The sequence below is a fragment of the Pseudoxanthomonas mexicana genome (assembly GCF_046736355.1).
Classification (GTDB): domain Bacteria; phylum Pseudomonadota; class Gammaproteobacteria; order Xanthomonadales; family Xanthomonadaceae; genus Pseudoxanthomonas_A; species Pseudoxanthomonas_A mexicana_B.
This window is the reverse complement of sequence record NZ_CP157201.1, coordinates 3,462,981-3,474,701: the sequence shown is the minus strand read 5'-3', so window position 1 is coordinate 3,474,701 and position 11,721 is coordinate 3,462,981. Positions and strand designations below refer to the sequence as shown.

The 11,721-nt window shown below is 60.1% G+C and carries 9 protein-coding genes; 6 read left to right on the top strand and 3 right to left on the bottom strand.

The features are described from left to right. Positions 1-132 precede the first annotated feature (132 nt). From AAG688_RS15990 to rmuC, 3 genes are all read right to left on the bottom strand, one after another. A complete protein-coding gene (locus AAG688_RS15990) occupies positions 133-2,091 on the bottom strand; it encodes a DUF2779 domain-containing protein (RefSeq protein ID WP_411833177.1) in 1,959 nt (652 codons plus the stop codon). 672 nt (positions 2,092-2,763) lie between these two features. Further along, positions 2,764-2,997 (bottom strand): hypothetical protein, encoded by a 234-nt coding sequence (locus AAG688_RS15985; RefSeq protein WP_411833176.1) that lies wholly within the window; start codon positions 2,995-2,997, stop codon positions 2,764-2,766. A 347-nt stretch (positions 2,998-3,344) separates the two neighbouring features. Further along, positions 3,345-4,982, bottom strand: coding sequence for a DNA recombination protein RmuC (gene rmuC, locus AAG688_RS15980; protein WP_411833175.1), 1,638 nt, complete (start codon positions 4,980-4,982; stop codon positions 3,345-3,347). Between the two features lie 304 nt (positions 4,983-5,286). Between rmuC and AAG688_RS15975 the strand changes: the two genes are divergently transcribed. The 6 genes from AAG688_RS15975 to AAG688_RS15950 all read left to right on the top strand — a co-directional run bounded on the left by AAG688_RS15975 (position 5,287) and on the right by AAG688_RS15950 (position 11,544). Continuing rightward, the gene (locus AAG688_RS15975) at positions 5,287-5,736 is read left to right on the top strand and encodes a hypothetical protein (RefSeq protein ID WP_411833174.1); all 450 of its coding nucleotides are present in this window, start codon (positions 5,287-5,289) and stop codon (positions 5,734-5,736) included. Beyond that, positions 5,733-7,877, top strand: a complete 2,145-nt coding sequence (locus AAG688_RS15970) for an AAA family ATPase (protein ID WP_411833173.1) — start codon at positions 5,733-5,735, stop codon at positions 7,875-7,877. Before AAG688_RS15975 ends, AAG688_RS15970 begins: the two co-directional genes overlap by 4 nt. A 19-nt stretch (positions 7,878-7,896) precedes the next feature. Then, positions 7,897-9,273, top strand: a complete 1,377-nt coding sequence (locus AAG688_RS15965; RefSeq protein ID WP_411833172.1) for a hypothetical protein — start codon at positions 7,897-7,899, stop codon at positions 9,271-9,273. Between the two features lie 552 nt (positions 9,274-9,825). After that, positions 9,826-9,987 (top strand): hypothetical protein, encoded by a 162-nt coding sequence (locus AAG688_RS15960; protein ID WP_411833171.1) that lies wholly within the window; start codon positions 9,826-9,828, stop codon positions 9,985-9,987. Continuing rightward, a complete protein-coding gene (locus tag AAG688_RS15955; RefSeq protein WP_411833170.1) occupies positions 9,977-10,561 on the top strand; it encodes a hypothetical protein in 585 nt (194 codons plus the stop codon). The genes AAG688_RS15960 and AAG688_RS15955 overlap by 11 nt, the downstream gene beginning before the upstream one ends. Further along, a complete protein-coding gene (locus tag AAG688_RS15950; RefSeq protein WP_411833169.1) occupies positions 10,558-11,544 on the top strand; it encodes a M48 family metalloprotease in 987 nt (328 codons plus the stop codon). Before AAG688_RS15955 ends, AAG688_RS15950 begins: the two co-directional genes overlap by 4 nt. Positions 11,545-11,721 lie beyond the last annotated feature (177 nt).

Below are 11,721 nucleotides of genomic sequence, written 5' to 3'. Positions count from 1 at the left end.
GGCCATCATGCGTATAGCCAGGCCCTCGTAGCTAGGTAAGGTTGAACCGGAATGCCGGTATCTCATTGCCCTGTCAGCCATTTTCCCCAAGGACATGCTGGAGAAAAAGCACTCGGCGAGGTAAACCGCCACTTAGGCATCGGCAAAGACTCCTTGCAGCCCCTGCCACGCCATTACCATTGCCAGCGTATCCAGCTCGCAGTACCGTAGCAACTGGGCGCGCAACCGCTTGCGATCAGATACAGAAAGCAGGTCGTTCTGTAATAGGCCATAGGCAACCATCGCGGCCCCGCCATTGGCAATGGTTGCGCCATCGTCCTCTAGTTCCTCAAGATCAGGCAGGTCAGGATCATCCACCCGCTGCCCGAGCAGCTTGTATGGATCGATCACATTTCCATCGAGGTCGAGCTGGATCCAGGCTTGCCCCTGGAAGTTGAGGCTTAGGATGCCGCCAGGGGCGCCATAGTTTGGCTTCAAGTAGCGCCCACGCAGTTCTTCCGAGCCCATCAGCAGGGCAGGGAGTACCTTTTTCAACGAGCTGCTTCCTCCCGTCCCGGGAAAGAACGCGCAGTTTTCCACAAGTCGGCCCAGGTCAAACAGTCGTCCCAGCGCATCCGTTGTACCCAGCAGGCTTTGGATAAAGGTGATAAGTGCGTCGCGGTCTGGCACCTCACCCAGCTGCACAGCCTGAAGCTGGTCGCAAACATCTTTCAACACGGTACGCTCATGGTCCCACCAGTGCAGGACACTGCCGTTGTCTCCCTCAAGCGCTTGCTTCAGGGCACGGAGGGTGTCGAAGTTGGGCATCCCATCACCAGCCTCGGCCAGGTACTGGCTTTGGTGGCGGATGCTGCCATCGGCTTCGATCATATGGTGGGAGAACTGGAAGAGCAATTGTTCGTAGGGTCGTCGGCCGGCATGGAAGGGTAGGGCTGGCCGGGAGGTCTCGAAGTCGATGAAATGCAGCGGCCAGATGAGAGAGTCGAGCTTGCCTTTCAGGGTGCGTTCTATGATGTGCGGCGCTTTGATGGCATCACCATCTTCTTTGACCTGAAGCCATTGGCGATGGCTGGAAGAAATCTTGTTGTCTTCTGTCTTGAATTTCAGATCCTCTGTTTCTACATCCTGAAGAAGCAGCTTGCCTTCATCCACAAGCATGTCTGTGCGCCTGAATCGATATAGATCGAACACGGTCGCCTTGCCGTTTTCAGCCATGTGGGCGCGGCGCGGGTCGATGGCCTTTAAACAGGTCATCCTGCCATCAAGGCTGCCGGCGGCTTTTTCGGCTGGCGAGGCGCGGAACTCGCAAGAGCGGCACTGGACTCCTAGTCGGGGTGGGAAATGCTCTCCGTCCATGCTCTGTGAGAGCGCTTCGATGCCCTCCTTGAAACTGTAGAACCTGCGGCCCAGATCCAGTGGCTCGTTCACCAGGCGGTCGAGGAGCGCGTCAACAGAGATAATGCTTAGCAGTTCGCGCGCGCTTGCGCCGTCCTGGAGCGAGGGATCGATGTCAATTGAGACCCGTCCGTTGTTCCTGACGATGCGTAGTTTCTGCGCCATTCCATCCGTCGAACAGACGGCTGACTTGTTGGGCATCACCAGGTGGCTGCGGATCGTCATGTCCGGAAATGTCTGGCGCAGCACATAGCGCTGGAAGGCCACGTCATACAGGTAGGACTTCATGTCGCTGGTGAAGCCATTGCGCTTGCCGATGAAGGAGTAGTGATCGGAGGGGTCGAAACCCTTGGCCTTTACCTCATACAGTTCCAGCATGCTCTCCGATTTGCGCAGCAGGTCGACTCGGATGAACAGGTTGCCGACCCGGATGGCCGCCTCGAACAGCAGCACCTCGCTGCGCTGCAACAGTTCCATGGTCTGCGCGACCTGGGCGTCATGCCCTTGGGCATCCACCTCGATGCCATCCGGGAACAGGCACTTGGCCAGCGCACCTACCTGGTGGCCGCCCTCGGCCAAAGCCATCAGGAAGTCGTTGTGGCGGTTGGCATTGGCGTAGCGAGGGTCATCCAGATAGGCCAGCTTGGTCGGGCATTCCAGGGCCAGGGTGAAACGGCTTTTGGTCAGGTGGCGCAAGCGGGTGCTCTCTACGTGGGAGGTGTCAAAAAGTACCAATGCGCGTAGGCCTTGAGCGGGTCGTCGTGGGGAGGCCTGGGACCGACTCCGATAATCTGACCTTCCAAGTCCATCCGCAAGCTACATCGGTCGATTCGATGATTTAACAGAAAGCCGTCGATTCGGTGCCCGGACTCCATGCGGCCAAGTGACTCTTCCATATGCCGCTGGATAGTCTCTCTGGCCAGATCTATGGCGCGCTCCAGTGGTTGATTGTGCGACTTGATGCCCATATGCAGTATGCGGCCAGCACCGATCGCATAACGCCTGTGCCATCTTTGTTGGCTTGGATCGGCTTCACTGGACTCAAGGCCCAGCCAAGGCCAGAACGCGTCGTTCTGGGATGCGAAGACGTTCAATGATGTCTCCGATGCGTATGGCGCTGGCGCTCCGGTCCATGCCCAACAACGCACAACGACAACAGGAAGTTGTTCTAGCCTTGAGAGTAGGTCCTGGAATGGCCAGTCCCAGCAATGGGTCGGAAAGGACTGCTTTGAGTAAAGAAATGTCGTCTGGCTGTACGGGTGAACAACCCATGCTGGCCAGTATCAACTCGGGCCGGGTCATTTCGACCCGCCTCAGGATTTCATCGCGTAGTAGCATCACGGCCTCTGCGGATTCACCAGTAACGGATTAGCAAGTAGAGCTACGTAGTTTCGGGCCGACTTCCGTAGCTCTGTCTTTCAAGTCCATCCGCAGCGACGGCTGATCCCCCCGATGAAAAAGTAAGTAGCTGTTCACGCGATAGCCGGGATCTACGCGCCCTTGAGTTTCGTGCACATGGCGCTGGATGGTCTCACCTGCCAGTTCGATGAAGCGTTCCAGTGGTTGGCAATTGGCTTCATCTGCCAGCAGCAATTTACGCACGACATGCAAGGCCCAGCGACCGAGTCGGTTCTTATTTCGGATGCTTGTTTAACCTCACTGAATTCCATAAGCACCATGACTGGTATGCCTCCACTTCTTCCTTGAGGCGGGTGGCGATGTCGTCTATGCGCAAGGCGCTGGCTTCACGGTCCATACCCAAGGCCACGCATAGCTCCAGCAGGAAGCCGGTCGAGTCTTGCACATAGTCATACCTCGGAAGGGTCAGTCCAAGTAGGGAGTCGGTCAAAACAGTTTTGAGCCGTAGAACATGGCTGGGCCACGCGTGCTTGTAGCCCATCTTGACCAGTATCTGTTCGGATTGGTTGGGTCAGTGGATTCAAAAGGAGCTACTCGCCCTGGTGGCTTGATTCAACCAGCAGCTGCTTTCGTATTTGGTAGTAGTAGGTGTTGGCGACGTTGGGGGAGAGTCCGAGTTGTTCGACTATCATGCTTTTGATGGTTGCAGGTTCGTTGCCCTCGATATGGTTGCGGACAAGCTCTTTGGCCCGCGCCAGGTTACTGTCGGCGCGAGGCGTGCGGGGACGTCGCTGGTCGGCACCGACCGTATCCGCTTCCGTTTCCGCCGCTTCGAGCAGGTTCTGCGTGTCGATGTTCGCGCTTTCGCCATCGCTGTCCTCTTCATCCTGATTAGGTGTGAAGGAGGCAGGCAGCGACTTCTTGGGCTTGAGCCCCAACTTCCGCAGCATCTCGACCTGGCGGATGACGCTGCCCCGGTTGTGTGCCAGCTTGTTCCGGGCGTTGTCGAAGCTGGTCTGCGCCTGCTTCAGGCGGTCGCCAACAGTTTCGAGTTCCTTGGCGAAGTCGCACAGGCGGTCGTACAACTCGCCACCGCGCTTGGCGATTTCCTGTGCATTCCGGTTGTGCGACTCCTGGCGCCACAGGTACTCCACGGTGCGAAGCACGAACACCAGCGTTGACGGGCTGACCAGCAGCACGCCGCTGTCCCAGGCTTCCTTGAACAGGTTCTCGCCGTGATTCACCGCTGCCATGAAAGCCGGTTCGACGGGAACGAACATGAGCACGAAGTCCAAGGTCTGCAACTGGTACATCGACTGGTACTGCTTGCCCTGCAGGTTGCGGATATGGCCTCGTACCGAGCTAATGTGGTTCTTCAGGGCGGTATCGCGTTCCTGGTCGCCGTCGGCGGACACGTAGGCCTCGTAGGCAGTCAGCGACATCTTGGAGTCGATGACCAAACTGCGACCGCGGGGCAGGTCGACCACCACGTCCGGCTGCAGGCGACGACCGTCCTCCTGAGTGTGCGAGGCCTGCGGCCGGTATTCGTGGCCCTCACGCAGGCCACTGGCCTCCAGCACGCGGGTCAGCACCAGTTCGCCCCAGTTGCCTTGGGCCTTGTTGTCGCCCTTCAAGGCGCTGGTCAGGTTCCTGGCGTCCTCGCTGAGTTCCTGGTTCAGCCCCATGAGCTGCCGGACCTGTTCGGCGAGCGCGCTACGGTCCTTGCCTTCCTTGACGTACACGTCCTCCACCTTGGTCTGGAACTCGACCAGTTTCTCCCGCAACGGATTGAGCAGGCTGCCCAGGCTGGTCTGGTTCTGTTCGGCAAACCGCTTGCCCTTCTCTTCGAGGATTTCGTTGGCCAGGTTCTTGAACTGGTCGGCCAGTTGCACCCGGGCTTCCTCGACGAAGGCCACCTTTTCGGCGAACTGCTGTTCCTTGGCCTGGAATTGCTGGTTCAGCCCTTCGAGCCTGGCGACCAGCGCGGCGGCGTTGTTCTCGGCAGCGATGCGCGCCTGCTGTTCGACCTCCAGGCTTTTCTCCAGGGTCTCGATGCGGGTAGCGCGTTCCCTGAGCTGTGTCTGCACCACCGCCAACTCGGTGCCCGCCTCGGCACGGGCCTTGGCCGCGGAGAGGGAGGCGCTGTTGCGCATGGCCAGCCAGGTGAGGCCTGCGCCGGCGATGAGGGAGAGAAGGGAGAAGACGAGGAGGAGGGCGGGCTGGGTCATTGAGGTCCTGGCTGGTTGAGGTGGTGGAGGCCGCATGGGAACATGGCGCATACAAAAAATGTCGCGCGCAAAAGAGGATGGTTGGACGCGGGATCGGACTGTATGGCCGCCGCGTCTCTTGTTTGGAGACGGACGGCAGGTATAAGAACTGTCGGTTTCAAGTGATATGGGCGTAGATGGCGGGTAGTTGGATGCAAATTCCCGGGGCGTTGGTTGGATTGGCTCTGTAGATCGATGGGTGCCGACAATAAATGTCGGTCCATCCCTAGGCTATGTTCCATCGAAAACGACCACGGAGACCGACATGCAGACCACCCAAACCCGTCCCGCCCCACCCACTCAGGTCAGGAATCTGAACGGGTCAGCCCTCATCCGCCGGGGCTTCCTGGCCTGCCGCGCCAGTAGTGGCAACATCGCAAGCATTCCTGGCATCGCCAGCGACGCTACCCTGCGTCGTCACGTTCTGGCACTGGTCCAGGCCGTGGAGACCGGGCTGCATGAGGCCGCCCAGTTGGCCATCTCCCATCCGACGCCCGCCACTCTGGGGGATGCCTTCAACGCTACCGATGCGGTGCAGGCCATCTGCCGGAAGGCCGGTCGACGCGCGGGTGTCGTCGGCAAGGCCCGCACCCAGGCCCGCCTGCAGGTGTTCCTGGCAGGCGTGAAGACCGGCCTCGCCGAACTCGAGGCCGGGCTGGAGTGCATCCCGCTGCTTCCCTGCACCGCACCGGACTATCCGGAGGTGGAGGAATGAATAAGGTCGTCCAGTTTCCCGAGTCGGGTGCATCTGCCGTGGGCCGGCATGCGGGCATGCCTGCTGAAGAAGGTATGGGCATCGATGCCCGGCTGATGTGCCTGCGGGTGATGCGTGAGGTGCTGAAAACCCTCAAGGATAAGAACGACGAGGAAGAGGCATTCGGCACCCCCCTCATGCGCAGCCTGTTGCGGGAGTTTGGCCTGCTCGGCAAGGATGAATCGGCCATCGATGGCGACCTCGTCCGGGGTCGCCTGCATGAAATGCTGGATGAACTCGAAAACTCAACCAGCACCATCTGCATGCCAATGGCCGACATCGCGCGAGGCTTGTCTCGCGTATTCGAGTACGACGCACCCACCCGCGACCTGCTGGAACTGGCCCTGCACGCCAACCGGTGCAAGCCGCTGCGCAAGTTGCTGAGTGTCTTCAGGGACGTGGACGAAGACGAGGTGGCCGAGTTCTTCGGTCGGGTTTTGGGCTACGACATGGAGACGATGTCCGAATCGCTGCGTCGGCAAATCCCGTTTCGTACCAATGAGCCGTTCAACATCGGGTTCTACCATGGCACCACGATGTTCTTCTATCTGGAGTTCAACCGTGCGGCGACCAAGGCCCTGCGCGGCCAGCCTACGCTGGAAAAGATGCTGGGGCTGTTCTTCCGGCTGAGTGACAAGGCCAAGCTCGGCATCGCGGACTTTGACCATCAAGGGACGGAAGTGGGCCTGTTGGTGCAATACGTGCGCCAGGCAATGCTTGTTGGTCGCAAGGGGGCCAATATCCTGCTGTACGGTGCCCCCGGCACCGGCAAGACCGAGCTGGTGCGGACGGTAGCCGAGGAGGTCCAGGCCAGCTTGGTGGAGGTGCCGTCCATGGACGAGGACAAGGACCCGCTGCCTCATTGGAAGCGGTTGACTGCCCTGACGGCGGTCCAGGACATCCTGCGCACCCAGGCCTCTTCGCTGGTGCTGTTCGACGAGGTGGAGGATGTGTTCCCGGTTGAGCCGCCCTTTGGTCGGTCTAGGCATAGCAACAAGGGGGGTGACCGCCACAAGGGCTGGCTGGTGCGCCTGCTGGAGGAAAACGAACGCCCGACGTTCTGGGTGTGCAATGAAATCGCCCACATCGACCCGGCATTCCTGCGGCGTTTCGACTTCGTGATGGAGTTGTCCTCGCCCAAGGCCGAGGCACGTGCCCGCGTGGTGGACAAAGCATTCGCCGGTACCAGGGTCGGTGCCGAACGTCTGGAAGCGCTCAAGACAGACAAGGACATGGCGCCGGGACACTTGGAACGGATGGGTGAGGTGCTGCGGATACTGGACCCGCCGTGCGGCTTCTCGGCCGAAGTGATGCTGGACACGCTGGAACGCAATACCCGCAAGGCATTGGACCTGCCGGCGCGCCAGGTCTCTTCCATCAAAGGGCTGCCCTACCGGATTGAGTGCATCAATGCGGAAGTGGACATGGCCGGGCTGGCCGATTCGATTGCAGAGTTTCCGGCGGTGCGCGTTTGCCTGTACGGTCCGCCGGGGACGGGCAAGACCGAGTGGGCCAGGCAGTTGGCGGCGCGCATCGACCATCCATTGCATGTACGACGCGCCTCGGACCTGCTGGGGAAGTATGTCGGAGAAAGCGAGAAGCTCATACGCAGGGCCTTCGAGGAGGCGGCCAGCGAAGGGGCTGTGCTGCTGATGGACGAGGCCGACAGCCTGCTGTACGACCGCTCGCGGGCACAGCGCTCCTGGGAGGTCAGCATGGTCAACGAGATGCTCACCTGCATGGAGTCGTTCGAAGGCGTGTTCATTGCTTCGACCAACCTGCAAGAAAACCTGGACGAGGCCAGTGCCAGGCGGTTCGACTTCAAGGTGAAGCTGGATTACCTGAAGCCGGAGGGCGTGTGCATGATGTATGCCGACTTGTTGGCTGTACTTGGTGTGGAGGGACAGCCCCTGGACGAGGCCTGGCTGCGGAAGCTCAAGATGCTGGTGCCAGGCGACTTTGCCAATGTCCTGAGGCAGGCACGCGTGGTCAAGGACAATCGTACTCCCGACAGGCTGCTGGCCTTGTTGCTCAAGGAGCAGTCGGGGCGTAGTGGTGTGAACCGAATGAATATCGGGTTCATCCAGCCGGCCGGCGGATGACGACAGGACAAGATTACTCATGGCACGACGCGACGAAATTCAGGCACGGCTGGAAGCCGTGAAAGAGTTCTTCTACGACAAACAGGGGGAGAAATTCACCTTGAGGGAGGTGATGGACGCTCTGGTTGAACGTGGGGATGCCCACTTGTTCGCGGCTGAGGCCCAGGCCAACAAGCGAAAAGAGAGGGCAAGAAACAAGCCGCAAGCCGAGGAGGGTGCTTCTGAGGAAATGGGTCTTGGGGGCGCGGCGGCGGCTGAGAGGAAACGCAGGAAGCGCAGGGTGAAGACGGATGAGGAATTGATGGCCCTAGCCCAGTTGCAGCAGCTGAAGCGAAGCTTGGAAGAGTTGGAAGGCAAGACTTCAAGCAAATCGAAGCTTGGAGGTGACCAGATGAGGCCGTGTTACCTCGTCAAAACCAGCAGGAAGATTGGGAGCCTGGCTGAGCCGGTCTGGAAGGCGAGCAAGCAGCTTGTTGCCGAACGTGAGGATCTGGACGTCGAAAAGTTCTCCGGTTGGACAGCGCTGAAGGCTGTTAGTGGAGTGCTTGATTGGACCATGCCATTGAAGGTCCAGGAAGACGTGAAGGAATACCGGCGGGAGGCTGAAGAGAAGTTCAAGGACCTCCGTACGACAAGTCCCACGGTGCGATGGCTGGACGCATTGTTGCTCCGCCCATCCACGTATCACTTCTTCATGTCACAGCAGATCGATGACCACGTCCGGAGTGTGGTCGAGGACGCGATCATGCTCAAAAGAAAAGTCCGGTTGTTGTTGGACCCGGCAGATGAGAATGAGCCGTTCGGCGGCGAGGCCGTGAAAGTGAGCATCTCGCGTTACATCCTGACACTGCCAAACATTCCGGAAATACTCGTATATCCGCACTATGAAGGGGTGGATCGGTACGGAGACCGCTCCGAGATCGTGGAATGTCTGCGTATTCCCTTGTCGAAGATCAAGGAAGCCACACTCCTTGACGAGGAGGCTGAATTTCGGCCCATCTATCTGTATCGGGAGAAAGGGGAACTAGAAAGTGTGCTTACGCAGTACGGGCGCGCCCGGGAGTGGACGGAAGGTTCTGATGTGGCCGAATTGCGAGTCGAACCTGGATTGATGAGCCGTTGGTCCGGTACATGGATCCACAAGAACATGGAAGTCATCGGTACGGACCTGGAAGGCTGGGTGGTTTGCCGTCTCAGGTACCCCAAAGTACGTGAGAAGTATCACGGATGGAGTGACTTCGGGGATGATCTTTTCGATTTCCTTGCCCAGTACGCCTTCAGTGTGGAAATCCTGTCACCGGAAAATCAGAGGCGTCGGTTTTGGCGAGACTCCTTGAGAAGGGCTGCCATGTACAACGATGCACAAGTGGACTTCGTCCCCGGCGATGACGATTGACTGAATGTCCTTGTGCCACCGGGTTTGATGCGAGAAATTCGCCGGCAGTTCCGGTGGCAGTGGCATGGGATCCATGGCGCGCCGCATTGGGATCGCGTCAGGTTCCATGGCGTGGCTTTGGCCCGTGCCGAGAACATGGATGCTCCGATGTACTTCGCGGTCCTGCACGACTCGCAGCGGATGAACGATGGGTCTATCCGGATCATGGTCCACGTGCGGCCGAGTACGCCACATGGCTGCGTGGCCGCGGACTGATGATCGACCTGGAGGCCCCAGTGTTCGCCTTGCTGCAACAGGCTTGCCACGGGCACAGCAATGGGCAGATGGAGGCTGATCCGGTGGCCTGCTCGGATGCTGATCGGCTCGACCCGGGGCGAGTGGGCATCTACCCCAACTTCCGCCGGCTTTGCACCGCAATGGCCAAGCAGCCCGTGTACATCGAAAAGGCTTGGCGCTGGTCTAGGCGAGAGGCAAGACAAAAAATGTAACGCCATACATAAGCTCTCTTCCAGGTTGGCAATGACGCCCACCCACAACGGAAGGAGAGGTTACATGGCGCAGTACGAAGTGAGGATGAGTCGCCCGGGCGGTGGCAGCATCAATTTCAAGGTGGTGGTCCACGCGGGTACGCCCGACGAGGCCAAGCGCGCGGCCGAGGCGCAGAACCCCGGCTACCGGGCCCAGGCCGTGAGGCGGCTGCCCAATGGTGGCTGAGGCCCCGGGTGTGGAGGCGGCCCGGTCGGTGGCAACCCCGCCGACCGGGCGCGACCCACGACAGTTTCCGTACGGGCTGCTGCTGGTGGCCCCGGGCATCTTCGAATCCGCCAGCGGGTTCAACTGGTTCGCCAGTGAGGCCGAGGCCGTGTCGTTTCTGGTCGAAGGCGTGTGGTCGGCCATCGACTTGCCCGCGAACCGCAAGGCCGCCTGCAGGCAGGTGTTTTCGGAGGTGCTGGCCGTTTGTCCTGCCCTGGACGAAGACGTGCTTGGGCGCCTGGGTGCCGGGCAGGAGGAGTTGCTCGTGGTCTGGGCCGGAACTTTCGAACAGGTGTGCGCGGGCACGGACGAGTTCCTGGCCGACACGCTCAGGGACACCGCCGAACAATTGGAAGCGCCGGGTTTGCTGGACTCACCGAAAGGCCTGGTGGAACTGATGGCGGCCTATCGGTGGCAGTACACCTGTGGGGTCCTGGGGGTTCAGCAGGCCGTGACAGAGATGTCGCCTGGCGACCGGCTGAGGGTCGCCGAGGGATTCAAGAGTGCACTTCACGACAGCAGGAGTAGCGAATGACCAATCCCATCGTCGTTGCCAACCGAAGCCAGCGGGTTGAACGCCTGGCCATGGTCCTGGCGCTGTTTCTGTGTGGATTCGTGCTGGCCGTCGACCTGGTGGCTGTGTGGTTGCTCAGCATGGAGTTCGCCTCGTACGGGAACCTGAAGTTCGTCCTGTTCCTGGTCTTCGCCATTGGTGCCTGTGGGCTGTATCAGTACCGCCGACTTAGTGGTTCGGGCGAGAAGGTTGCCCGCGCCCTGGGGGCGGACCTGGTGTCGCTGGAACCGAAGGATGAGGCATGGAAGCGATACAGGAACGTGGCCACGGAAGTCGCTATCGCCGCAGGTGTGAGGATGCCCATGTTGTTCGTGATGAAACGCAGCCCCGAAATCAACGCTTTTGCTGCCGGCAGGCCGGAACTGGGTACGGCCATTGCGGTCACGCAGGGTGCCCTGGACAAGTTGACGCGGGATGAACTGCAGGGGCTGGTGGCGCATGAGATGGCGCACCTGAAGCACGAGGACATCGACCAGACCCGGTGGCTTGCGGCTGGGCTCTTCGGGTTGGTCTGCTTTGCGTTGTTTGGCGGAATCATCCTGCTGCTGGCTGGCAAGGCTGGGTCTGGATCCAAGGAGGGGCTGGGCGTAGCCGTCGCGCTGGGATTGATTGGACTAGTCATCGCAGCACTGGGTGCCATGGGGTGGTTTGCGGCGGCGGTCATTGACTCCGCAGCCAGCCGCGAGATGGAGTTCAGGGCCGATGCGGACGCGGTGCGGATGGTGTCCAACAGCGATGGCCTGGTGGGCGTGCTGATAAAGATTGGCCAGGAATCGAACGAGTTCCCTTCCGACATCGGGGATCTCGTCCAGTCCGTCAATCCGATGTTTTTCCGCTCGGGGGCCAAGGGCTTCTCGTTCAGTACCCATCCGCCCCTGCTGGACCGAATCCGTGCGCTGAACCCTGGCAAGGCGGCGGAACTGCAGATGATGATGGGTCGGTAGTCCGGCCTCGCCAGGCAAGGCTAAATTCAAAGGGGGAGTTCTAGTGCAAGGTGAATGGATGGATGGGCCCAGGGAGTTTCCGCTTCCGGCATTGGAAAGCAGCACGCCGCTTCCCGACGACCTGCCTGTTGCGGGCGGGCGGGGATACACGAAGGAGGAAGTCTGCATCATCCTGGA

What these genes read in the sequence shown, in the direction of transcription:
- rmuC (WP_411833175.1), bottom strand. Translation starts at nt 4,982, where the DNA reads ATGACCCAGCCCGCCCTCCTCCTCGTCTTCTCCCTTCTCTCCCTCATC.
- AAG688_RS15975 (WP_411833174.1), top strand. Translation starts at nt 5,287, where the DNA reads ATGCAGACCACCCAAACCCGTCCCGCCCCACCCACTCAGGTCAGGAAT.
- AAG688_RS15970 (WP_411833173.1), top strand. Translation starts at nt 5,733, where the DNA reads ATGAATAAGGTCGTCCAGTTTCCCGAGTCGGGTGCATCTGCCGTGGGC.
- AAG688_RS15965 (WP_411833172.1), top strand. Translation starts at nt 7,897, where the DNA reads ATGGCACGACGCGACGAAATTCAGGCACGGCTGGAAGCCGTGAAAGAG.
- AAG688_RS15960 (WP_411833171.1), top strand. Translation starts at nt 9,826, where the DNA reads ATGGCGCAGTACGAAGTGAGGATGAGTCGCCCGGGCGGTGGCAGCATC.
- AAG688_RS15955 (WP_411833170.1), top strand. Translation starts at nt 9,977, where the DNA reads ATGGTGGCTGAGGCCCCGGGTGTGGAGGCGGCCCGGTCGGTGGCAACC.
- AAG688_RS15950 (WP_411833169.1), top strand. Translation starts at nt 10,558, where the DNA reads ATGACCAATCCCATCGTCGTTGCCAACCGAAGCCAGCGGGTTGAACGC.